The sequence below is a fragment of the Woronichinia naegeliana WA131 genome (genome assembly GCA_025370055.1).
Classification (GTDB): Bacteria; Cyanobacteriota; Cyanobacteriia; order Cyanobacteriales; family Microcystaceae; genus Woronichinia; species Woronichinia naegeliana.
In genome coordinates, this window is sequence record CP073041.1 from 2,712,726 (window position 1) to 2,734,155 (window position 21,430).

Here is a 21,430-nt window from a genome sequence, read left to right on the forward strand (position 1 = left end):
GCGACCTTTAGTTGATAAAAGCTGTTGTAATCAGGGTTCTACAGGGAACCCATATTGATCAAGTTTTGCCCAAAATTGACTCCATCGTTCCTTGGTCAATACCAAAGCTCGTAGGCTCAAAATAATTCCTGCTCCTTTTTCCTTCCATCGCATCCCTGAACAACATAATCGTTGTTTGACCAACGTCTTACAAGCTGCTTCCGTAACACCTGAACCAATCGGATACTTTTTCTCTAAGTATTCAGCATAATCCATTTGATGCTGATGATTCTCGTAATAAGTAATCGCCGCTTGTAGTTTCTCGGTAAGATTCTTAGAATGACTTTTTTCTTCTTTGACTTCTTTCATCAGATTTAGCAGTTCTCCTGCTTTTCCTTTTTCATGCTTGAGTTCTCGACAATTTTCAGTCAACCATTCTTTTTGTTTTGACACGGTATTCGGATGCAACGCTTCTGCCAAGGCACCTAAGTAACCAGAGGCATGATAGAAATCTAATATCTGTTCTTCCGTTTGCTTTTCTAAAAACTTCCAATTTGATTCTGCCCCGTCTGCTATCCCGACCAATGTTGCCTCTGGATAACGGTTTTTCGCTCGCTCAATTTCTCTTTCTAATCTTTCTAGAAAACTCTTTTTTCCATACTCTGGTGCCGCACCTAGATAGATTGTATGTTGACGTTCGCCTTCACTATCGTATAGGGAAACGGTTCCCACCATTGCTTCACGGTAGCCATCCTCACACATCAGCATACAGGTTCCATCTAATCCTATTCCCACTGTTGCAATTTGGCTATCCTCCTTGGGCGGGGCATAACTCCACGCTTCTTCTTTTGCCTGTACCACACTTCCTACTGCTTCACTCAATCTTTGGATATAGGATAGCGCTACTTTTCTACCATGATTTTCTAATAAATCATTTTTCACCTCTTTGCCTGCCATCCCTGACATTTTTGAGGATACCTGTTTTGCCAATAATGGCGTTGATGTTATGATTATCCTTGCTTCTCTTTCTAAGGGGCAATACGTTTTTCCTCAAAGGTGAACGCTGATATACATGACGATTCACTATAACCTCACCATAAGGTGTTTGATATTCTTTCGGTTGCTCTCCCTTACTCTTCCAGATTTCTTCACCGATTTTTAAGGGTGAACCATCTGTATCTAAATATTTCAAGGCTTCTTTGCTGGCGATGCAACCTACTTCGTTTAAGCCTTTTTGAATATTTATTTCTGTATCCAACATTGAACGACTGAGTTCTAATGTTAGTTCTATTTTTATCTTTGAACCCTCTACATTAATTAGTTTTGCTGTCATCATTGTTTCCTCTTTGTCACTTTTCATCCCATGTTAACACTTTTCTTTTCCTTCATCAACTAAAGGTCACACCCTTCTGAGTAGGGTTTGCAGAGTATAGCCAGGCAAAGCAGAAAGCCTCGTGCTAATAACCACATGGGGATCATAACTCGTATTAAATTGAGTAGCCGTTTTAATAATCAGAATCATGACGGCAAAAATGAGCATCATCATCAGACCATCTTGCCAATTCCAAAGACGGCGATCAGGGATTTGATTATCGGGCGTAAGGGGACGGGGCATTTTTAGTGAATAATTGATAATTGACAGTGGATAATTGATAATTGACAGTATTGACAGACAGATATTATATAAACAATGCTAAAGAAAGCATACGCTAAAAATAAGCTTAGGCGATCGCGGCTGGTTCGGGAGCTTGTTCTAAATAGATTGCACCTGCGGGTTCATCATAACCAAACAACTCGGTATAACGTCCCCAATCGATCGCCATTTTTAATTGTTTTTTAGACTCTTCAGGACTAAAATTAACTTCAAGAATTTCTAGGATTAAATCTTCCGAAATGCGTTGACTCGGATTAGCATCTAATAAGCGTTTAATTTGTTGGACAAGACGGATATTATCTAAAATGGATTGCCGAATTAAATGTTTGCGTTCGTCAATGTCCCCTTCAATAAATTGTTTACCCATTGCCGTTAGATAGATATCCCCTTCTTTGAGGGTTAACAACTTCATCATTTTAGCGGCTTCGATAATGGGAACAATATCATCTAATTCTAACAGTAATTCCTGGGCTAAACGATATAAATCCCCTTGACGATCTTCTAACAGTTCAATAAAACCCGCTACCGCACCAATTCTCACCAGGGGTAAGGATTGGGATTTTTCCACCGTTTTCTGTTTGGCTTGATTGGGGCTAAGAATGGGCTGAATATCTTCTTGGTCGGGATTGGTAATAATGCGATAAACCTGATCCACCAAAGCCTCAAAAGCTGGACTTTTGCGATCACGGTAATGGGCCAATTTAATCGGAAAATCAGCCCTAACTCGACCAGGATTTCTACCCAAAATGAGAATGCGATCGGCTAACATCACCGCTTCCTCAATCCCATGCGTGACAATCAAAATAGTTTTAGTCGGAATTCGTTTTTCTAACCAGAGATCCAATAATTCAATCCGTAGGTTTTCAGCCGTAAGTACATCTAAAGCCGAAAAAGGTTCATCCATACAAAGCAATTCTGGCTCCACCGCTAAAGCCCTAGCAAACCCGACCCGTTGCCGCATTCCTCCTGACAATTCCTTGGGATAAGCGTTCTCAAAGCCATCTAGGCCAATTACATCAATCATGTGCAGGGCTTTTTTCTGTCGAGTGGCCAGGGGTTCTCCCTTAGCCTTCAGTCCCAATTCCACATTTTCGAGCACCGTTAGCCAGGGATAAAGCGCAAAGTTTTGAAAAATAATCGCCGCCCCTGGATTTAAGCCCACTAAAGGACGTTGATGATACTTAATTTGCCCTGTACTCGGTGGGATCAGACCGGCAATCATGCGCATCAAGGTAGATTTGCCCGAACCCGATGGCCCCAATAGTGCCACAATTTCTCCCGTGGGGATCTCTAAACTAATGGCATCCAAAATCGAGATAGTTTGTCCGTTGGGCTGAAGATAGGACTTGGTAACATTTTCTAGAGCAATAAGCGTTTCTTTCATCGTTGAGACCAACCTCTATTCGCGAAGGGGTTACAATTACCTGTGGTGAAAAGGCAATTTTTTGCTAATCTAAACACGCTTTAGGCTCTCGTCAGATCGAAACAGCATGACAGGACAAGAACTCCATCAACTATTGTTCGCTAAATGGGGCCGTTCCTATGATATCCAGTTGCGTCAAGTTAAAGGCAAAATTTTTGTCCAGATCATGTGGAAATATCTAGAACAGGTTTCCTTTCCGCTTTCTGAACAGGAATATTTTGAACATTTGAATGCGATCGCTTTCTATCTAGAGGCTTGGGGCAGTAGTGAACAAGTAAGAGTTTTCTTGGCCAAGACAAAAGAGCAACCTCGATTGGGTAAAGCCGTGAGTATCCCTCTGGATCTGGGACAACGCGCATCGGAGTGGATTTTAAAGGAAATTTAACCTGAATGTAACTTGAGATTTACTTTAATTGTGATTCTATTTTTAGTTCTATTTTGATGGAGAAAAACACCAAGGATGAGTAAAATAAAAATTGTCTTGATTGAAGATGATGATTTAATTTGTTTAGGATTGCGAACAAACTTGGCTCAGGAAGCAGAAATCATTTGGTTAGGAGAGGCCCATAGTGGACAAGCTGGTTTAGCCCTATTACAGTCTGTTCAGCCGGACATTGCTATTATCGATCTGGGACTGCCCGATATGGATGGCATTGAGTTAACGCGGCAAATCAAGCATTTGCCCAATGGTAGTGACATTAAGATCTTGATTTTAACTCTCAATCACCAAGAAGAGTCCGTATTAGCGGCCTTTAGTGCCGGAGCCGATTCCTATTGTATGAAGGATATTCGTCTAGATTTGCTGTCGGAAGCTCTGAAGGCAACCCAGGCAGGAAATGCTTGGCTGGATCCGGCGATCGCTCGTATTGTTCTTTCCCATTGGCGGGAACCCCAATCTCCCCCGGCAACCACACCAGATACTCTCAAGGATAGTCCCCAGCCCTATCCCCTGACGGAAAGGGAGCTAGAAGTCTTACAACTGATTGTTAATGGTTGTAGTAATGCCGAAATTGCCAAGCAATTATTTATTACAGTGGGAACCGTTAAAACCCATGTTCGGAATATTTTAAATAAACTTTGCGCTGATGATCGTACCCAGGCGGCGGTTTATGCTCTTCGTTCGGGACTAATTGGTTAATCTCAGTTTTGGACATGGCTTTTTTTGAATGAATTTTTTGGATAAATCTGGGGGTTAAGTTGTATGCAATCCGTCACTTCTACGCTCTCTTTTACTACTTTGATTGCCGAGCAGCGAGCCTATTTTCAATCGGGTGTAACCTTACCTTTAGCCTTTCGACTGGCTCAATTACGCAAACTAAAAGCACTTATTCTTGAGCATAGAGCCGAGATTGAACTTGCCTTAAAAACCGATCTCAATAAACCCCAACTAGAAGCCTATATTGGTGAAATTCGTCCCGTCCTGCAAGAAATTGATCACGCCCTGAAACACCTCAAGCAATGGCTGAAACCTCAAACCGTTAGCACCGATCTAGCTCTTTTTCCCGCTCAAGCGCAACGCTATGCCGAACCCCTCGGTGTGGTTTTGATTCTAAGTCCCTGGAATTATCCCTTTGCCTTGGTTTTAACCCCTCTCATTGGCGCGATCGCCGCCGGCAACTGTGTAATCATTAAACCGTCGGAAATGAGTGAAGCCACTTCCGCATTGTTAACTCATTTAATTAACGAAAACTTTTCTCCTCAGCACATCCGAGTGATTCAGGGAGGAGTGGAAACCAGTCAGTCCCTATTAGCCCAGAAATTTGACCATATCTTCTTTACGGGTAGTACCCATGTCGGCAAAATAGTCATGGAAGCGGCTGCTAAACAGCTTATTCCCGTTACCTTAGAATTAGGCGGTAAAAGTCCCTGCATTGTGGAACCAGATATTGATATCCAAGAAACGGCTAAACGGATCATCTGGGGAAAATTCTTAAATGCCGGCCAAACCTGTATCGCCCCCGATTATTTGCTCGTCCATCAAGCCATTCAAGAGCCGCTTTTGGCTGCTCTAACTACCTGTATTCGAGAATTTTATGGTCAAGATCCTGCCCAAAGTCCCGATTATTGTCGTCTAATTAATGCTCAACATTTAGAGCGTTTAAGGCAGTTTTTAGCAGATGGTGACATTCTTTGCGGTGGTGAATGGGATGCCCAAAGCCGTTATTTGGCTCCCACGCTGCTGATCAATGTTGACCCGACGGCTCCCATCATGCAAAGCGAAATTTTTGGGCCGATCCTACCCATTTTTGACTATGACATCCTAGACTCCGCGATCGCTTTCATCAATGAACGTCCCAAACCGTTAGCTCTCTACCTCTTTTCCCAGAATCAATACCAACAAGAAAAGGTTTTAACCAGAACGTCTTCCGGCGGTATTTGTTTTAACGATACCCTGCTACAGTTTTCAGCCCTCAGTCTGCCCTTTGGGGGGATCGGTTCCAGTGGCATGGGTTCCTATCACGGTAAAGCCAGTTTTGACACCTTTTCTCACCACAAAAGCGTACTAAAACGTGGACTATGGTTAGAATTTAATCTGCGCTTTCCCCCCTATCTCCATAAACTGAAATGGATTCAGCGTTTATTAGGTTAACGACCCACCCTATCTCGTCCTATGAATTGCACTATTTGTTGAGTAAAATTTAGAAAATTCTGAATGAAGTCCAAGGTGAGCAAAAATAGTATGATGGAAGAATTCGTAAAAATTTTGGAAATTTGGGGATTGTTTTCTATCCCATCAAAATCAGTATGAAGTTATATTGAGTGAACGTGAGGATAAGCGAAGGACGGGCAAATTGATGAGAATCCTGGTGTTAGCTTGGGAATTTCCACCTCGAATTGTAGGCGGAATTGCTCGACACGTAGCAGAACTCTATCCAGAAATTGTCAAATTGGGCCATGAAGTCCATTTGTTGACAGTGGAATTTGAGAACGCACCTCGCTATGAGTTGGTGGAAGGGATTCATATTTATCGAGTCGTCGTCCCCTCTGGCAATGACTTTTTTCACTGGGTTGCTAATATGAACCTCAGTATGGATCAGCAGAGCCAAAGTCTGATTGCTCAAAAGGGAAAATTTGACCTCATTCATGCCCATGATTGGCTAGTGGGAGATGCGGGCATTTCCCTAAAACATCACTTCAAAATTCCCTTAATTGTCACTATCCATGCCACTGAGCATGGCCGCTATAACGGACTTTATAATGATACACAACGCTACATTGCCAGCAAAGAAGGGATCTTAATCTACAATGCTTGGCGAATCATTGTTTGTAGTAATTATATGCGTCATGAGTTGCAACGTGTCTTTGGTACGCCCTGGGACAAAATGAGCATGATTTACAATGGCATTCGTCCCGACAAAAAAAAGCGAGATCCCAATATTGACTATCAGGAATTTCGTCGTCGTTTTGCCCACGATTATGAAAAAATCGTTTATTACGTTGGCCGTATGACCTATGAAAAAGGGGTTTCGGTCTTGTTAACCGCTGCCCCTCAAGTTCTACAGCATCTCAATAACCATGTCAAATTTATTATTATCGGTGGAGGAGATACCGATCGCCTCAAACAGTTGGCTTGGAATTTAGGGATTTGGGAGCAATGCTATTTCACTGGTTTTATGTCGGACGAAGATCTTGATAAGTTTCAAACGGTAGCAGATTGTGCCGTATTTCCCAGCTTGTATGAACCCTTTGGCATTGTAGCCCTGGAAAGTTTTGCTGCCAGAGTGCCGGTGGTTGTCTCTAATACAGGGGGATTAGCAGAAGTCGTTCAACATGGTCAAACGGGGATTGTGACTCAGACCAATAATCCCGATTCCCTGGCCTGGGGAATTGTTGAAGTCTTGAAAAATCCTGATTCGAGCAAGATATTAGTCGAAAATGCGTATCAAGATTTGGACTTACGCTTTAGTTGGGAAAAATTAGCGAAGCAAACGATCGCCGTTTATCAACAGGTTTTCGAGGAGAGAAGCAACGTTCAGTGGCATTAAAAAATTCAAGCCTTTAACCAACCCTCGTCTCATCTGCTTTTTAGACTTGAGAACTTTGGGCAATAATTTCCTCAGCCTGATTGGTGCAACAACCGCACTGGGTTCCTAGGCGAGTCTGTTCTGATAACCGAGCTACAGAAGACATGCCCGCCGCGATCGCTTTGCGAACTTCCTTTTCTGTAACAGCATGACATACGCAAATATACATAGTTAATTAGCTCTATCTGGAGAAAGGCAATAATGGAGTGGGCTAAGGGGTAAACGTCAGTCCTTTATTGCAAGTAATTCTCATTATCCCGAAAAATATTCCAGCCGTCAAGTATGATAGACAAAGATTGTAAAAGTTCTAGGGAGACAAGACCGTATGCAAGGTCATCCAGATGTAAAGCGTCAACTCAATGAAGCCCTTAAGGGTCAACTGACCGCTATTAACCAGTATTTTTTACACGCTCGGATGTGTGGCAGTTGGGGACTTGAGCATCTGAATCAGCGCGAGTATAAATACTCAATCAAAGCCATGAAACAAGCCGATTTACTGATTGAAAGGGTTTTATTATTAGAAGGATTGCCCAATTTACAGGATTTAGGCAAGTTGCTGATTGGGGAAGATGTACCTGAAATTTTAGGAAATGATCTACAAGTTTGTCAGTCCATGCGATCCGGTCTTGTAGCTGGTGTACTTACCTGTGAAACTCATCAGGATTACGTCAGTCGGGATTTACTCGAAAAACTGGTGAAGGAAACGGAGGAACAGATCGATTGGCTAGAGTCTCAACTTTGGTTAATTGAACAGACTGGCTTGGCGAATTTCTTACAATCAATGGTTTAGTTATTTTTGAGGATTTTTTTGATGAAAGGTAGTGATCAAGTTTTACAACAATTATCGATTCTCTTGCGGGGGGAGTTAGCGGCCAGGGATCAATATTTTACCCATTCCCAAATGTATGCCGATTGGGGTTTAACAAAACTCTATGAACGCATTAATCATGAGATGCAGGATGAAGTTCAACACGCTGCGGCCTTGATTGAGCGTATTTTGTTTTTAGAGGGAACGCCGGATTTATCCCAGCAGGATGGCTTAAATATTGGCAAAACAGTGCCGGAAATGTTAAGCAGTGATCTGGCTTTTGAATATCAGGTCATTGGCAATCTGAAAACCGCGATCGCTGTCTGTGAACGAGAACAGGATTACGAGACTCGTAACATTTTGCTGAAAATTTTGGCAGAGACAGAAGAAGATCATTCCTATTGGCTAGAAAAACAGTTAGGTTTGATTGAAAAGATTGGCTTGCAGAATTATTTGCAGTCTCAAATGTAAGCATTCATGGTTAGGCGATCGTCTTTTCTTTTCACAAAGTAAGATTTAGGATGATCGCGCTTTGTGAAGTAGCGAAAGTGAACTATGAGATGGTTGTTATTTAAAATCAATAAGTATGAATTATCCTGAAGATTTTATAAACAAAATAATCTGTGGTGATTGCTTAGAAATTATGCAATATATGCCTGACAAAAGTATTGATTTAGTGGTTACATCTCCACCCTATAATCTCAAAAACTCCACTGGCAATGGCATGAAAGCTGGAACAAAGACTGGACGCTGGGCAGGGAATCCGCTTCAAAATGGATATGCTCATCATCATGATAATATGCCCCATCATGAATATGTTACATGGCAAAAAAAGTGCCTTAGTGAAGCCATGAGAATTTTAAGGGATGATGGTGCAATTTTTTATAATCACAAGTGGCGTGTACAGGCTGGTTTAATGCAGGATCGTGCCGATATTGTAAATGACTTTCCCATTCGTCAAATCATTATTTGGAAAAGAGCCGGCGGTTTTAATTTTAATCCTGGCTATTTTGTCCCAACTTATGAAGTTATTTATTTGATAGCTAAACCTAAATTTAAACTAGCATCTAAAAAAAACGGTTACGGTGATGTTTGGGATTTTCCACAAGAAATGAAAAATGCTCATCCTGCTCCTTTTCCTGTTGCCTTACCTTTTCGATGTATCGAATCTACAACGGCTCAAATTATCCTTGATCCATTCTCAGGCTCTGGAACTAGTGCGGTTGCAGCAAAGCAACTTGGCCGAAATTATATTTGCATTGATATTTCGCCAGAATATTGTGAAGCAGCACAAACACGGATTGATAAGACACCTAACATTTTAGGTCAAGAGAAAATCCAAAATACTCTTTTTGATCTTTCACAATTATGAAAATTTATACTAAAGAAACTCTTATTGAAAAGCTCAAAAGTATCCGCGATCTGGGTTTTATTCTTAATGCAAGACAAGGTAATCATGGTGGTATAGGAAATACCCTTGAAGATTTATTGGAAATCAAAGAAAATAATTTACCGATACCCAATGCAGCAGAATGGGAATTAAAAACACAACGCATCGGAACAAGTTCATTAACAACGCTATTCCATCTTGAACCATCCCCCCAAGCATTAAAATTTGTTCCCTCGTTGTTATTGCCCAAATATGGTTGGCCACATCAAGAAGCTGGATTAAAATATCCAACAACTGAAATGAGCTTCCGCCAAACCATTCATGGACTTTCGCCGAGTGATAGAGGTTTTAAGGTAAAAATAGCTGAAAGTGAACAAAAAATTTTAATTTCTTTTGATTATAAATCAGTTTCGGATAAACACTCTTGCTGGCTTGAATCAGTTAAAGAGCGGATTGGGCTAGGTGAACTTAATCCTCAACCTTATTGGGGGTTTGCTGATTTAGCAGCTAAAGCTGGAACAAAATTACGAAATTCCTTCTACGTTCAAGCTCAAATCAAACGAGAAAATGGTTTAGAATATTACCATTATCAGAAAATCTTAAAGTTAAGTCGTTTCAGTTTTGACGGTTTTCTAAAAGGCTTGCGAGAGAGATTTATCCTAATAGATTTTGATGCCAGAACTGGACATAATCATGGTACAAAATTTCGGCTCCGGCAAAACCGCTTACCAGATTTATATGAGCATACTGAGGAAATTTAGTATAATACAGCACCTTGCCTGATCACGGCGTACAGACAAAAAACTAAGATGCTTACTAAGCAAGGCTTACAGAAAAAATTGTACATTAAGATCCCGATAAGTTCTGTATTGTCGATAGTAACTCACTAAGCCACTGCGATCGCCATTTTCCCCTTCACCTCACTAAAAGCGATCGCTCTCGAAAAAAATATTTTATATCAAATCAAGCAAGTTCTTGTGTAGAATAAATAGATACGACTAGATGAGGTAACAGCAATGTTAGTTCGCTATGCTTTAAGCGATTATATCCAAGAAGCTCTTACTATTTCTACTATTGAACAATTAGAAGATGGTAGTTATGTTGGTAGAATCCCTAATTGTCAAGGGGTAATTGCTTTTGGAAATACTTTTGCAGAGTGTCAGATTGAGTTGCGTTCTGCGCTTGAAGATTGGGTTTTAGTGGGTTTAAAATTAGGTCATACTTTGCCTGTTATTGCAGGAATTGATTTGAATCAGGAATAGATTAATGAGTCGCCTAAGTCCCTGTAAACGAAAAGATTTTATCAATAAGTTGCGTAAGTTGGGTTTCGAGGGGCCAAAATCCGGCACAAGACATCAGTTTATGATTTATCAACAATGCCGTCTAACAGTTCCTTCTAATTCTGAATATTCTGTCCCTCAATTAAAAATGATGATTCGAGAAGTTGAAGCCATTATTTACCGTCAAATAGATGTTGATGAATGGAACAGACTTTAAATCGTCCTTTCCAATGATCACCGATTAAGAAAAACTTTGTAATTCACAAAAAGCGATCGCTATACCGCAAATCCTTTAACAGATAGATAATTGAGGAGATTGTGCTTCACCAGAGAAGGCGATCGCAGTAACTCAACGAATTAGCTAAAAACAGAGTTATAATTCTCCTACAAGATCAGTAATCAAGCTTGAGTCGTTACGCAGTAATCCACAATGAGGTTATCATTGACCCCAGTTTGGTTGCGTTCCTTAACTAAACCTACTCGGCGATCGCAATCCTTGCCCTCCCTGACCAAGAAGAAACCGAGGTAAACCAATGACAGACAGTGACAACCAACGTCTAGACCGCATCGAAAAATTAATAGAATCAAACGCCAAAAGCATTGAGGCGATCGCCAGTAGTATTGCCCAAGACCGTGAAGAAGCAAAAAAAATAAGAGACACCCAAAGAAAAGACCGCGCTCATGTCTTTGAATGGATGTCTCGCTTGGCCGCCGCTCAAGCTGATTATTATGAAGCTCAATCTGACTATCTTCGCCATGTGGAACAAATAGATGATAGGTTGACCGAACTTTTAACCCGACTAACACCGAATCCTTAACAGACTCGATAACAAAAAAACCTTAACCCAGTGTTAGGGGTTCTTTATTTTATCCCCTTCTATTTTTGAACTTTCTAATCTGTCGAGTTCATCATCAATGGTTATGAGTGGGCTGGTGGTTGCCATCAGTTTCGTTTTTTTCCGTTGAGCAATCCTTCGTTTCTATGCCATCATTTAAGATTAAAAAGCGATCGCCTTTTCCAATCTCATACCCACAAAAAAAGATCGCAGCTTTCCCCTTCAACCTCCAAAACGATCAAAATTTTCCCCTTCACCTTACAAAATCGCCGTTTTCTCCTTCACCTCTCAAAAATGATCGCCGCTTTCCCCTTCACCTCACCAAAAGCGATCGCATTTAGAAAAAGCACTTGAATATAATCTAAAATATTGGACTTTATAACATCCTTAAAAAAAGTGAAGGACTCAGAATTTGTGTACCGTGAAAATATTTTAGCGGGAGTAAATGCCGCCGATCTAAACTGACTAAATAATTTGCTTTTGCTTCGTAAGCAGCCGCTAAAAAAATATTGTCGTTGGGATCTATATTGTCCAAAATTGTTGTTTCATAAGCTCCAGGAATAAACAAGCTGGTTTTTGCAATTACTGTAATTAACGATTGAATATCAAGTAAAGAAATGCCTTGCCGATTTAAGATAACTATCAATTCTTGTAACAGTTGAGGAGACATAATAAGGGTAAATTGGCTGTTGCGCCAGGCATCTAATACTTGAGGTGGAGAACTCTGAGAATTTTTGCTGAGTAGTGCGGCAACAAATACGGAGGTATCGAGAATAACTTTAGGGAGTGATTGGGTCACGGTTGGCTATTTTAGTACGAATACTATCAAGTTCTGACCAGATTTTTTCGGGGGACTGATGGCCAGATTCTTCGGCAAGTTTCCAGGCTTTAGCGATAATAGCATCCGCGATCGCCAATTCTGTTGAGGTAGTCGGCGGCATATTTTGAGTACCGAAATTTTGAAAGTCTTCTAATTCGGCGGGGGTTAGGATGAGTTCTTGAGTCTGCATGGCAATCTTTCGCTTTTGACTCTATGATATCTTTTACCGAGAGCGATCGCCCCCTCAACACCCAAAACATCATGATCCCCTAGAAATAACGACTCACAGAAATAGCGATCGCCTTTTCCAATCTCATACCCACAAAAAAAGATCGCAGCTTTTCCCTTCAACCTCCAAAACGATCGAAATTTTCCCCTTCACCTTACAAAAATCGCCGTTTTCTCCTTCACCTCTCAAAAATGATCGCTGTTTTCCCCTTCACCTCCCAAGAACGATCGCATTTAGAAAAAGCACTTGAATATAATCTAAAATATTGAACTTTATAACATCCTTAAAAAAAGTGAAGGACTCAGAATTTGTGTACCGTGAAAATATTTTAGAGGGAGTAAATGCCGCCGATCTAAACTGACTAAATAATTTGCTTTTGCTTCGTAAGCAGCCGCTAAAAAAATATTGTCGTTGGGATCTATATTGTCCAAAATTGTTGTTTCATAAGCTCCAGGAATAAACAAGCTGGTTTTTGCAATTACTGTAATTAACGATTGAATATCAAGTAAAGAAATGCCTTGCCGATTTAAGATAACTATCAATTCTTGTAACAGTTGAGGAGACATGATAAGGGTAAATTGGCTGTTGCGCCAGGCATCTAATACTTGAGGTGGAGAACTCTGAGAATTTTTGCTGAGTAGTGCGGCAACAAATACGGAGGTATCGAGAATAACTTTAGGGAGTGATTGGGTCACGGTTGGCTATTTTAGTACGAATACTATCAAGTTCTGACCAGATTTTTTCGGGGGACTGATGGCCAGATTCTTCGGCAAGTTTCCAGGCTTTAGCGATAATAGCATCCGCGATCGCCAATTCTGTTGAGGTAGTCGGCGGCATACTTTGAGTACCGAAATGTTGAAAGTCTTCTAATTCGGCGGGGGTTAGGATGAGTTCTTGAGTCTGCATGGCAATCTTTAACTTTTGACTCTATGATAGCTTTTACCGAGAGTAATCGCCGCTTTCCCCTTCAACCTCCAAAATGATCGCCACCTCCAATCTCATCCCCACAAAAAGCGATCGCCTAACAATCATGACTCACAGGAATAGCGATCGCCCCTCCAATCCCATCTCTACAAAAAGCGATCGCCAATTGCGGAATTAACAATTATATTTAATAAACCTCATCGTGAGTTCCAATATCAATTAGGTTAATTTCTTCGTCTTTGGTTTCAGGATTTTGTTCAAAATTAAAGATAATTCGGCAATTATACTCAACAGAAAAAGCCCAAGCACCTGATAATTTTCCTTTTAATTTATGAGTGCGTAATATTGGATTATAGGGATTGTCAGCAAGTAGTCTTAATTTGGCTTCTATTTTCGATTTTAATTCGGGTTGTCGTTTAATCGTTGTTTTAAAAGCGCGTTTAAATGATTGGCTAAAAACTAAGTTAATCATTGTTCAGTTCGGCAATAATGTCATCAACATTTCCTCGAAAAACATTACCATTTTGATAGTCTTGTCGAGCTTGAGAAATATTTTGAGCAATTTGTTCTCGTCTTTTTTCGATTTGCCGATGTTTAACAATATTGATCAAGTCGTCTTGTTCATCAAAAGAGAGATAGTCAATCATTTCTAAGATTTTACTAAATTGCATGGTTTGCGGCATTGTTACTTTCCTCTTTTTCAATACAAGCTTTTATTTTACCCAAAAAATGGGTTTAAAGCCTCGTCCTTTAGGGCGACTTCGATTGTTTTTGCATTTAGTTTAGACTTTTAGTTTAGAATTGAAGGACACAGGCAAGGTATTCAACCTGTTTAAAAACCTAGCTATCTAAACGATAGACGCACCTTGAAAACTAGAGTTAGAGGGTTCTGTACAGAATGGCTTGTACAGGTAAAAGCACTAAGCTTTAAGTACCAGAGAAACCAATATTGTAGGTTTTAAACTGTATCGTAGGGCATACGAAAACAGGCTTCTGAAATGGAGTAAACGTCTGGGGAGAGATTGCCTCTGGGTTGAGTATCGCAAGGTATTTGATTTAAGCAAACTCGTAGAACCAGAAATTCTAAGGGGTGACTCTGGAAGAATCCTCGTTATTTATGACGGGGAGTATGTCAATCTGCTTGAGCGATTATGACATCCGCGATCGCCACTTTCCCCTTCACCTTACCAAAAGCGATCGACTAAAAATCACGACTCACCAAAAGCGATCGCCTTCTCCAATCTCATCATCACAAAAAACGATCGCACCTTCACTTCACTAAAAGCGATCGCTATTCCCCCCAAATTGACCATCCCAAAAATGATCACAGCTTTCCCCTTCACTCTCCAATAATCCTCTCCTCCAGTCTCATTCTCAGAAAACGTGCTTACACTGTTTTATTCAGATCTCTCGATTCTAGATTATATGCGCTAAACGATGTCGAAAAAAAGACTTGATTTCTAAAACATTACTCAATCTAATAATATTATCTTTTGATAGACTTTCTTTTTTTCTATTTAAGACAAATTCAATTTGATCTGATAAATCATCGTCATAATCTACGAGTGATTTATTCATTTGGGTGGCAAACCAATACCATAATAAATTACATGGATATATTGAGCTATTACCATCTATTTTTTCTGGTGTGCAACCCCATCTTTCAAAAATAGCTTCATTTTCTTTAATAATATCTAAATTTTTCTTATGGGTAGGATACCATTCCATCGCTATATTAATGTCCCTACAATTCATAATCACGGTATAGGGAATGTTTTTTGATTTTATAAACTCAAACATTCGTGCTTCAGGCTCACCTAAAGTTCGGTTATTGGTCAAAACAACTATGGCATAGTTTGCTTCATCTAATGAACGAGTGACATTATCCGTATCTTGCTCATTTGCATCGAATCCTGGAGTATCGATTAACTCAATTTTTTTGAGAATCTCTGTAGGTAAAGTAATTTCTGCCTGAAATGCGCTAGTTTGAGAAATTTGGTCAAGGTTAGCACACTTTAAATATTCATCCAAGGTTATAGACTCTAAGCCCTGACTAGTACGAAACTTAACACTAGTAGATTCTCCCCAACGGTAACGAGTGGATATTTTAGTAGTTACTCTTCCATCACCAGGGCGTGCTACTAGCTTATCGAGAAGACAATTAATAAAAGTTGATTTGCCATTTTGAAAGCATCCAACAACGGATATTTTAGGTAATTCTCTAAATCGACCTTTTGAGGAAGGTTCTATCTCTTCTATTATCTTTAAATAGTCTGTCCAACTTTTCATTTCTGGGTATTTTTTATTTTTGATTAAACAATTCAAAAATGTTGAGAAAATAGTTAAAGTAACCAGACTTGGTATTTCTCAACAAGTTAATTAACATCAAAGTTACTTCAAGAAGGTTCTTTCCAAATGTCTTCTACAGAAGATTTAAATTTCTTTAATTCTTGACGTAAAGGTTCAATATCACTCTGTCTAAAATCTTTTGCAATATATGCAATTTTGTCTCTTTCTGATTGAGTGCTACTAAAGATAGCCTTTGCTTCTTCAATTCGTTGTTCGAGTTGCTTACTCATTTTTTTAAATGAATTAGTTATAGAGTGCAAGTAAAAGTTGCGAACTACTTGCAATTTTTCTTGGAGTTTTACAGTTATATCTCCCTGATTTAATTTGACTCCTTTCTCTAACTCCTCGTTGATTTTGTCTGAAATGTCTGAAATGTAATCTTCCTTCGACTTAAATCGACTAATAATTACTATTGCTACAACTGCTGCTGTGAATAGAACCATACCTAAGCCAGGAAATACAAAGTCGAACAGAAAAAGAAAATATAAAGAGGCAAAAGTTATACTTATATCTTGGAATGGCTTCTCTATTGATTTGTCCACAGCTCCATCAAACCCTATACTGCTAAACTTTTCCATATCTCTTCGGATATCACCACTTAGCTTAGGTATATTAACATCAAGACCTTGCAAATAAGAATTGTGGTTAAGATCAAGACTTTCCCATTCCTTTACAAGCAATACACAAGCTTTTACAACTCTCCGAAGAATCTTTGTCTCATAATCTTGATTTCCACCTTTTTTGAGGGAGTTAAACCATCCCTGAGATTTAATATTTACATTATTTTCAAATTCATTTCTAATAATTTGACCACACCTTTCCTTTAGTGTTTCAGATAGCTCGATGTCACCAAAATTAGTATTAAAATTTTCATTAACCTTCGTTGTTAGCCAATTCATTACGGGAGTGATAGTATTACCGATGTTAGTCAATGTATCTCTAAGGGCATTTTTAATAGTAGCCTCGTTTGCAATAATAGGCGCAGCAGTTTTGCCTGTAGCTTTTATAGAAGGAACAAACACCTCTTTCCAAAAGCTTTGAGCAAGGACGATATCCCAGTTATCATCGATGTAGTCAGTAATTATTGCTTGAGATTCATCTTGAAATGAAGCAAGTTTTTGTCTTGCGTCTTCCCATTCTTGTTCAGCTTGTTCTAGACCTTTTTTTGCATTATCTTCAGCTACTTTAAGGCTAGTTTCGGTTTTTCCTAAAGTATTTATAACAGGTTCACATCCTAAATCAATCAGAACAGACCAAGCTTTAGTTTCAAAAACATACTGCTTGATTTGATCTGTGACTAAATCCCACTTAGATTCAGATTTAACAAGTTCCACCGTCCTCTCAGTAAATCCTGAAGAGAGAATATCTTTTCGTCGTGACTTAGTTACAACTTTATTTAACACATCCTCCACACTCTCTAGCCATGCTTGCTCAACTGAATCAAATTCACTACCTTCGTCAAGTATTCCCATTGCTATTGCATCTTGTTTAATTTGTTCCTGACTATAAGAATCTAAGCGATTATTAAGAAGTTTTTCTCCTTGCACAGCTCTAAGGGCAAGAAAAGCATTGAAATAAAGAGGTTGCGTTTGGTAAGAGTCTGTAAATCCTAATTTTTTGAGTTCTTGCAAAATCTCCGAAAAAACATTTTTCTTTGTGTCTGGATTATCCTTATAGTTAACACCAAAAAAAACTTTACTTGCAAGACCAGCACCATTGATGATACTTAACGCTTCTTTTTCTAATTTGGAAAGTTGCTTATCCCCAGTAAGTAAATACCAAATTGCTGAAGATTCTTGCATCGCTATACGAGCAGTCAATGTATCATAATGACTGACAAAAAGCCCAGGGCAATCAACGATTTGCGCTCCTGATTTTCTGAGATTCTCTGAGTTTACTATGTAGGTTACTTCTTCGATAAAAGCATACATGACTTCTGAAAGTCTAAATTCTTTGCCCACTAAATTCTCTTGAAAATTATCAAAGCATTTATTCCATCGTTCTCCAAATTTCGCAGGAAATTTAAGATAATTTTCTATCTCATTTGGTTGAAAATCAGTCTGTTCTTGGAGAGATTTTAGAGCAGGATTATTATGGTAAGCAAGAACAATCATCGCGAATCGTAAAAGGTCTAACTTATCTTCTATTTCTTCAGAACCTTTTTGCACACTATCGTTGCAAATTTTCAACTCTTCCATTAAAGCCTGCTCAAGTAAAATTTTACCTGATAGAGTTCTAAAGTCTATTATTGAAAAATATTCTTGATTATATTTTTCTTTCTCTTTTTCTATGATAGAGTTAGCCTTGTTTTGCTTTATCAAACGCAGCTTTTTTGAAGTTTCAGAATCAGGTATCTGACAAGCAGTCATACCAAGAATTTCATCTAAACGCAAGAGCAAATCTTTATGCGTTCTCCAAGTTATTTTAGCAGTTTCTTTTTCTCCCTGATTAGGATTACGAACCTTTACTAGACAGGCACTGGTTTTAATGCCACCACCACCTAAACCGCGTGGGGCGATTTCTCTACCATCAGCAAATGTATTCAGAGTTGTTGATTTGCCTGACTGAAATGAGGCAATTAAAGCAATAGTAAATAATCCTTCATGGCAACGCTGACTTGTAGTATTAATTTGGTTGCGTAAATCCTCAGTATCAGATGGAAAATAACCTGATTCATCAAGTCTGTCAACAATTTCGCGTGACTTGTTTAACAGATTTAACAGTTCAGTACGCTTGGCATCAAACTGATCATCCATGTTTTGTTGATTGATATTGTTCATTTTCTTGATGTCTCCTTAAAAAGTGTTTATATTTTATTAAATTAAAGGCGATTAACTAGTCGTTTTTGTTTATCTCTTGCCTTGTTGATTAGAGAATTAACAGCTTCGCTTAATAAAGCGTTTACCTTGTCTGTATTACCTTTAACTCTTTCCCATTTTGGCTTAAACTCCTCGCCAACTTCCTTTACTGCTATAGGTAATTCTCTATTTTGATAAAGGGTTTTGAGAGTAGCAACTGTAGCAACACCGAAAATAGCAAATATTACCAAACCAGGAGGTGTAAATCCAAATGTACCTAATGTTGCGATAAAAGCTATTGGTCCTAATAACAATAAAAATACAACAGCCACAAAACCAGGCCAGCCACCCTTTACAAGAATCACACTAATTATTTTAATTACGTCTCCACTGTCTAGGGCAAAGAGTTCCTCTAAGTTAACTCGACTGTTTGCAGTGTTAACAACCTCATCCATAAAAATGTTGAAGGAGTAGTATTTCGTTGCCATAACTTAAACTCAGTGATTTTGTCTTGATTAAAGCATATGCTGAAAGCATACTCTTAAAAACAGTTTGCTGTCAAGGGGAAAACATTAAGATATGTAAAATTTGTGACGCGCCACTATAGTGTGAACTTCAGCTAAACTAACTCGTCAGAAGCATTCAATCATCATCTTAAGTTCAAGAAGAGATCGCCCTCTCTAAAATTAGAAAAAAGCGATCGCCCCTTACCGATAAAGATAAAAAGCGATCGCATTATCGTTGACCACGAGGTTATGAGCTATCCAGCGATATGATCGCACATCAAAAAAGAATTATTGATCAAACACCATGCAATACGAATATGAATGGGATCACAACAAAGCACGTTCCAACCTTCGTAAACATAGCATCCAATTTGCAGACGCAGTTTCTGTCTTTAATGACAACTTCGCCATCATCATTAGCGATGAGCATCCCGACGAAGAAAGATTTATTATAATAGGATTAGACTTTTTCAGACGAATTCTGGTTATTGCTTATACCTATCGAGATCAAAATACAATCAGAATCATCTCAGCCCGCAAAGCTAACAAAATTGAACGCCAACAATATGAAGGATAAATCATGAAAGAACAATACGACTTTAGCACTGGAAAACGAGGTGCGATCGATCCCATTCCCCAAGGAAAAACCCAGATCACCCTATATCTTGATGATGAAATTATTGACTGGTTTCGAGAAACCGTCAACGCCCAAAATGGCGGTAACTACCAAACCTTAATTAACCAAGCTCTACAAGACTATATTCAACAAAAAGGAGAATCCTTAGAATCATTATTACGCCGCATTTTACGCGAAGAATTAACCACATCTAAATAAAATAATGCGATCGCCTCTTACCGATAAAGATAAAAAGCGATCGCAGTATATTTAAACTTAAATCGAGAAACTGTTACTGATCACTAAAAACAGGTTTGCGATCAGAAGCATAGCGGTTATAGTTAGTTGGTTTACCAGTAGGCTTATTGCTAAAGGTCTTACCCCCTTCCGGCTTATTAAATTTGCGTTTAATGAGGGGTTTCTGGGTTCCCACATCAGGAACTTCCCAATCTGTTTTCATCCAGTTAGGACAATTTTGATCGTAGATCATCTGGAGAGCCGCCGCGGCGATCGCTTGGGGATCATAGTCTGCACTCAAATCCCGTACCAAGGGTAAGAAAGAGGCCATCCGTTCACCCGTTAGAGCTTCTTGGATTTGATTTTGTAATTTCTCCAGACGTTTGGCTTCTACCTGGGAGCGATCGGGAATTTGAGAGGTTTCAATGCGTTGTTTTAACCGTTGTTCAATTTGACGTAATAGACGACGATCAATGGGTTCCACTAAGGCGATCGCCGTTCCAGTTTTACCCGCCCGGCCAGTACGACCAATACGGTGAATATAGGTTTCAGCATTATCCGGCAAGTCAAAGTTAATGACATGGCTGAGATTTTCCACATCTAGCCCCCGTGCAGCAATATCCGTTGCCACCACCAATTTGATCTTATTGTCCCGAAAACGTTGAACTAAGCGTTCCCGTTGGGATTGACTCAAATTACCGTGATACTCATCCACCGTGTGACCGGCTTCTTGTAGCTTGCTGGTTAACTCGGCGGCAGTTTGCTTAGTACGGACAAAAATAATGGCCGATTCAGGATTTTCCATTTCGAGGATAGGCTGAAGGGCTTTCATCTTCGACCAACCGCGAGGAACCATATAAACCTGTTGGTCAATTTTGGAGGGTGTGCTCTGTTGTTGTTTGACTGAAACCGTTACCGGATCTTTGAGAAACTGATTGACCAAATCCCGAATTTCGCGGGGCATGGTGGCAGAAAAACAAGCAGTTTGTCGGGTTTCAGCCGGAGTCTTTTTGAGAATGGTTTTGACATCATCAATAAAACCCATACTGAGCATTTCATCAGCTTCATCTAGCACCACCCAATTGACGGTTTCTAGATTTAATTTACGGCGGTCTAACAGATCAATGACTCGTCCCGGTGTTCCGACCACAATCTGTACACCCCGCTCTAAACTGCGAATTTGGCGATCAATCGCTTGACCACCGTAAACCGTCAGCACATAGAGGCGACGCTCATTGGCAAATTCTTTGATCGCTTCCGCCACCTGTTGGGCTAACTCACGGGTCGGAGTCAGAATTAAAGCCTGAACACCAGGACGACGTTCAATCTTTTCGAGAATGGGTAAGGCATAGGCCGCCGTTTTTCCCGTACCAGTTTGGGATTGGGCAACCATATCTTGACCGTTAAGCAATAAAGGAATCGCTTCGGCTTGAATGGCGGTTGGCTCTGTAAAACCCAGACTTTCTAAGTGAATAGAACGCTCTTCAGATAAACCTAAGCTTTGAAAGGAAATAGTCATAGGATGGCAATAAATTTAAGTTGACAGTTGACAATTG

At 39.6% G+C, this 21,430-nt stretch carries 26 protein-coding genes and 1 pseudogene; 13 read left to right on the top strand and 14 right to left on the bottom strand.

Features of this window, described 5'->3' with window-relative positions:
- Window positions 1-30: 30 nt before the first annotated feature.
- The 3 genes and pseudogenes from KA717_13935 to KA717_13945 all read right to left on the bottom strand — a co-directional run bounded on the left by KA717_13935 (window position 31) and on the right by KA717_13945 (window position 3,017).
- A pseudogene (locus tag KA717_13935) lies at window positions 31-1,312 on the bottom strand (ISKra4 family transposase).
- A 66-nt stretch (window positions 1,313-1,378) separates the two neighbouring features.
- Window positions 1,379-1,594, bottom strand: a complete 216-nt coding sequence (locus KA717_13940; protein UXE63604.1) for a hypothetical protein — start codon at window positions 1,592-1,594, stop codon at window positions 1,379-1,381.
- A gap of 106 nt (window positions 1,595-1,700) precedes the next feature.
- Window positions 1,701-3,017 carry a nitrate/sulfonate/bicarbonate ABC transporter ATP-binding protein gene (locus tag KA717_13945; GenBank protein UXE63605.1) on the bottom strand — a complete coding sequence of 439 codons (1,317 nt, stop codon included), beginning with the start codon at window positions 3,015-3,017 and terminating at the stop codon, window positions 1,701-1,703.
- 106 nt (window positions 3,018-3,123) lie between these two features.
- On the opposite strand from KA717_13945, the gene KA717_13950 reads away from it, so the two are divergent.
- From KA717_13950 to KA717_13965, 4 genes are all read left to right on the top strand, one after another.
- Window positions 3,124-3,441: a DUF3067 family protein gene (locus KA717_13950; GenBank protein UXE63606.1), complete on the top strand. Its 318-nt coding sequence runs from the start codon at window positions 3,124-3,126 to the stop codon at window positions 3,439-3,441.
- 75 nt (window positions 3,442-3,516) lie between these two features.
- Window positions 3,517-4,194, top strand: a complete 678-nt coding sequence (locus KA717_13955; GenBank protein UXE63607.1) for a response regulator transcription factor — start codon at window positions 3,517-3,519, stop codon at window positions 4,192-4,194.
- Window positions 4,195-4,257: 63 nt separating this feature from the next.
- A complete protein-coding gene (locus KA717_13960) occupies window positions 4,258-5,646 on the top strand; it encodes an aldehyde dehydrogenase (protein UXE63608.1) in 1,389 nt (462 codons plus the stop codon).
- Window positions 5,647-5,851: 205 nt separating this feature from the next.
- Window positions 5,852-7,042 carry a glycosyltransferase family 4 protein gene (locus KA717_13965; GenBank protein ID UXE63609.1) on the top strand — a complete coding sequence of 397 codons (1,191 nt, stop codon included), beginning with the start codon at window positions 5,852-5,854 and terminating at the stop codon, window positions 7,040-7,042.
- Between the two features lie 40 nt (window positions 7,043-7,082).
- Here the strand turns inward: KA717_13965 and KA717_13970 are convergent, their stop codons facing one another.
- A complete protein-coding gene (locus tag KA717_13970) occupies window positions 7,083-7,250 on the bottom strand; it encodes a (2Fe-2S)-binding protein (protein ID UXE63610.1) in 168 nt (55 codons plus the stop codon).
- A gap of 156 nt (window positions 7,251-7,406) precedes the next feature.
- Here KA717_13970 and bfr (KA717_13975) point away from each other — a divergent pair, with 156 nt between their 5' ends.
- The 7 genes from bfr (KA717_13975) to KA717_14005 all read left to right on the top strand — a co-directional run bounded on the left by bfr (KA717_13975) (window position 7,407) and on the right by KA717_14005 (window position 11,377).
- Window positions 7,407-7,871 carry a bacterioferritin gene (bfr, locus tag KA717_13975; protein ID UXE63611.1) on the top strand — a complete coding sequence of 155 codons (465 nt, stop codon included), beginning with the start codon at window positions 7,407-7,409 and terminating at the stop codon, window positions 7,869-7,871.
- A gap of 21 nt (window positions 7,872-7,892) precedes the next feature.
- Window positions 7,893-8,360, top strand: coding sequence for a bacterioferritin (gene bfr / locus KA717_13980; GenBank protein UXE63612.1), 468 nt, complete (start codon window positions 7,893-7,895; stop codon window positions 8,358-8,360).
- Between the two features lie 115 nt (window positions 8,361-8,475).
- Window positions 8,476-9,261 carry a site-specific DNA-methyltransferase gene (locus tag KA717_13985; GenBank protein ID UXE63613.1) on the top strand — a complete coding sequence of 262 codons (786 nt, stop codon included), beginning with the start codon at window positions 8,476-8,478 and terminating at the stop codon, window positions 9,259-9,261.
- Window positions 9,258-10,040, top strand: a complete 783-nt coding sequence (locus tag KA717_13990) for an MvaI/BcnI family restriction endonuclease (protein ID UXE63614.1) — start codon at window positions 9,258-9,260, stop codon at window positions 10,038-10,040. Before KA717_13985 ends, KA717_13990 begins: the two co-directional genes overlap by 4 nt.
- Before the next feature lie 255 nt (window positions 10,041-10,295).
- Complete coding sequence (locus KA717_13995; protein ID UXE63615.1) at window positions 10,296-10,541, top strand: type II toxin-antitoxin system HicB family antitoxin; 246 nt, start codon at window positions 10,296-10,298, stop codon at window positions 10,539-10,541.
- Window positions 10,542-10,545: 4 nt separating this feature from the next.
- The gene (locus KA717_14000) at window positions 10,546-10,776 is read left to right on the top strand and encodes a hypothetical protein (GenBank protein UXE63616.1); all 231 of its coding nucleotides are present in this window, start codon (window positions 10,546-10,548) and stop codon (window positions 10,774-10,776) included.
- 316 nt (window positions 10,777-11,092) lie between these two features.
- Window positions 11,093-11,377: a hypothetical protein gene (locus KA717_14005; protein UXE63617.1), complete on the top strand. Its 285-nt coding sequence runs from the start codon at window positions 11,093-11,095 to the stop codon at window positions 11,375-11,377.
- Between the two features lie 394 nt (window positions 11,378-11,771).
- Here KA717_14005 and KA717_14010 read toward each other — a convergent pair whose 3' ends face one another.
- From KA717_14010 to KA717_14050, 9 genes are all read right to left on the bottom strand, one after another.
- Window positions 11,772-12,194 (bottom strand): putative toxin-antitoxin system toxin component, PIN family, encoded by a 423-nt coding sequence (locus KA717_14010; GenBank protein ID UXE63618.1) that lies wholly within the window; start codon window positions 12,192-12,194, stop codon window positions 11,772-11,774.
- Window positions 12,175-12,405: a hypothetical protein gene (locus KA717_14015; protein UXE63619.1), complete on the bottom strand. Its 231-nt coding sequence runs from the start codon at window positions 12,403-12,405 to the stop codon at window positions 12,175-12,177. Before KA717_14015 ends, KA717_14010 begins: the two co-directional genes overlap by 20 nt.
- Before the next feature lie 311 nt (window positions 12,406-12,716).
- Window positions 12,717-13,139: a putative toxin-antitoxin system toxin component, PIN family gene (locus KA717_14020; protein UXE63620.1), complete on the bottom strand. Its 423-nt coding sequence runs from the start codon at window positions 13,137-13,139 to the stop codon at window positions 12,717-12,719.
- Window positions 13,120-13,350: a hypothetical protein gene (locus KA717_14025; GenBank protein UXE63621.1), complete on the bottom strand. Its 231-nt coding sequence runs from the start codon at window positions 13,348-13,350 to the stop codon at window positions 13,120-13,122. The genes KA717_14020 and KA717_14025 overlap by 20 nt, the downstream gene beginning before the upstream one ends.
- Before the next feature lie 205 nt (window positions 13,351-13,555).
- A complete protein-coding gene (locus tag KA717_14030) occupies window positions 13,556-13,840 on the bottom strand; it encodes a type II toxin-antitoxin system mRNA interferase toxin, RelE/StbE family (protein UXE63622.1) in 285 nt (94 codons plus the stop codon).
- On the bottom strand, window positions 13,833-14,051 hold the full coding sequence (locus KA717_14035; GenBank protein ID UXE63623.1) for a hypothetical protein: 219 nt from the start codon (window positions 14,049-14,051) through the stop codon (window positions 13,833-13,835). The genes KA717_14030 and KA717_14035 overlap by 8 nt, the downstream gene beginning before the upstream one ends.
- A gap of 733 nt (window positions 14,052-14,784) precedes the next feature.
- The gene (locus KA717_14040) at window positions 14,785-15,657 is read right to left on the bottom strand and encodes a dynamin family protein (GenBank protein ID UXE63624.1); all 873 of its coding nucleotides are present in this window, start codon (window positions 15,655-15,657) and stop codon (window positions 14,785-14,787) included.
- A 107-nt stretch (window positions 15,658-15,764) separates the two neighbouring features.
- Window positions 15,765-18,497: a dynamin family protein gene (locus KA717_14045; protein ID UXE63625.1), complete on the bottom strand. Its 2,733-nt coding sequence runs from the start codon at window positions 18,495-18,497 to the stop codon at window positions 15,765-15,767.
- A gap of 41 nt (window positions 18,498-18,538) precedes the next feature.
- Window positions 18,539-19,003, bottom strand: a complete 465-nt coding sequence (locus KA717_14050; GenBank protein UXE63626.1) for a hypothetical protein — start codon at window positions 19,001-19,003, stop codon at window positions 18,539-18,541.
- Between the two features lie 322 nt (window positions 19,004-19,325).
- Between KA717_14050 and KA717_14055 the strand changes: the two genes are divergently transcribed.
- On the top strand, window positions 19,326-19,598 hold the full coding sequence (locus KA717_14055; protein ID UXE63627.1) for a BrnT family toxin: 273 nt from the start codon (window positions 19,326-19,328) through the stop codon (window positions 19,596-19,598).
- A 3-nt stretch (window positions 19,599-19,601) separates the two neighbouring features.
- Window positions 19,602-19,856, top strand: coding sequence for a BrnA antitoxin family protein (locus KA717_14060; protein UXE63628.1), 255 nt, complete (start codon window positions 19,602-19,604; stop codon window positions 19,854-19,856).
- 73 nt (window positions 19,857-19,929) lie between these two features.
- Here the strand turns inward: KA717_14060 and KA717_14065 are convergent, their stop codons facing one another.
- The gene (locus KA717_14065; protein ID UXE63629.1) at window positions 19,930-21,393 is read right to left on the bottom strand and encodes a DEAD/DEAH box helicase; all 1,464 of its coding nucleotides are present in this window, start codon (window positions 21,391-21,393) and stop codon (window positions 19,930-19,932) included.
- Between the last annotated feature and the right edge of the window lie 37 nt (window positions 21,394-21,430).

What these genes read in the sequence shown, in the direction of transcription:
- KA717_13940 (UXE63604.1), bottom strand. Translation starts at nt 1,594, where the DNA reads ATGCCCCGTCCCCTTACGCCCGATAATCAAATCCCTGATCGCCGTCTT.
- KA717_13945 (UXE63605.1), bottom strand. Translation starts at nt 3,017, where the DNA reads ATGAAAGAAACGCTTATTGCTCTAGAAAATGTTACCAAGTCCTATCTT.
- KA717_13950 (UXE63606.1), top strand. Translation starts at nt 3,124, where the DNA reads ATGACAGGACAAGAACTCCATCAACTATTGTTCGCTAAATGGGGCCGT.
- KA717_13955 (UXE63607.1), top strand. Translation starts at nt 3,517, where the DNA reads ATGAGTAAAATAAAAATTGTCTTGATTGAAGATGATGATTTAATTTGT.
- KA717_13960 (UXE63608.1), top strand. Translation starts at nt 4,258, where the DNA reads ATGCAATCCGTCACTTCTACGCTCTCTTTTACTACTTTGATTGCCGAG.
- KA717_13965 (UXE63609.1), top strand. Translation starts at nt 5,852, where the DNA reads ATGAGAATCCTGGTGTTAGCTTGGGAATTTCCACCTCGAATTGTAGGC.
- KA717_13970 (UXE63610.1), bottom strand. Translation starts at nt 7,250, where the DNA reads ATGTATATTTGCGTATGTCATGCTGTTACAGAAAAGGAAGTTCGCAAA.
- bfr (UXE63611.1), top strand. Translation starts at nt 7,407, where the DNA reads ATGCAAGGTCATCCAGATGTAAAGCGTCAACTCAATGAAGCCCTTAAG.
- bfr (UXE63612.1), top strand. Translation starts at nt 7,893, where the DNA reads ATGAAAGGTAGTGATCAAGTTTTACAACAATTATCGATTCTCTTGCGG.
- KA717_13985 (UXE63613.1), top strand. Translation starts at nt 8,476, where the DNA reads ATGAATTATCCTGAAGATTTTATAAACAAAATAATCTGTGGTGATTGC.
- KA717_13990 (UXE63614.1), top strand. Translation starts at nt 9,258, where the DNA reads ATGAAAATTTATACTAAAGAAACTCTTATTGAAAAGCTCAAAAGTATC.
- KA717_13995 (UXE63615.1), top strand. Translation starts at nt 10,296, where the DNA reads ATGTTAGTTCGCTATGCTTTAAGCGATTATATCCAAGAAGCTCTTACT.
- KA717_14000 (UXE63616.1), top strand. Translation starts at nt 10,546, where the DNA reads ATGAGTCGCCTAAGTCCCTGTAAACGAAAAGATTTTATCAATAAGTTG.
- KA717_14005 (UXE63617.1), top strand. Translation starts at nt 11,093, where the DNA reads ATGACAGACAGTGACAACCAACGTCTAGACCGCATCGAAAAATTAATA.
- KA717_14015 (UXE63619.1), bottom strand. Translation starts at nt 12,405, where the DNA reads ATGCAGACTCAAGAACTCATCCTAACCCCCGCCGAATTAGAAGACTTT.
- KA717_14025 (UXE63621.1), bottom strand. Translation starts at nt 13,350, where the DNA reads ATGCAGACTCAAGAACTCATCCTAACCCCCGCCGAATTAGAAGACTTT.
- KA717_14030 (UXE63622.1), bottom strand. Translation starts at nt 13,840, where the DNA reads ATGATTAACTTAGTTTTTAGCCAATCATTTAAACGCGCTTTTAAAACA.
- KA717_14035 (UXE63623.1), bottom strand. Translation starts at nt 14,051, where the DNA reads ATGCCGCAAACCATGCAATTTAGTAAAATCTTAGAAATGATTGACTAT.
- KA717_14040 (UXE63624.1), bottom strand. Translation starts at nt 15,657, where the DNA reads ATGAAAAGTTGGACAGACTATTTAAAGATAATAGAAGAGATAGAACCT.
- KA717_14045 (UXE63625.1), bottom strand. Translation starts at nt 18,497, where the DNA reads ATGAACAATATCAATCAACAAAACATGGATGATCAGTTTGATGCCAAG.
- KA717_14050 (UXE63626.1), bottom strand. Translation starts at nt 19,003, where the DNA reads ATGGCAACGAAATACTACTCCTTCAACATTTTTATGGATGAGGTTGTT.
- KA717_14055 (UXE63627.1), top strand. Translation starts at nt 19,326, where the DNA reads ATGCAATACGAATATGAATGGGATCACAACAAAGCACGTTCCAACCTT.
- KA717_14060 (UXE63628.1), top strand. Translation starts at nt 19,602, where the DNA reads ATGAAAGAACAATACGACTTTAGCACTGGAAAACGAGGTGCGATCGAT.
- KA717_14065 (UXE63629.1), bottom strand. Translation starts at nt 21,393, where the DNA reads ATGACTATTTCCTTTCAAAGCTTAGGTTTATCTGAAGAGCGTTCTATT.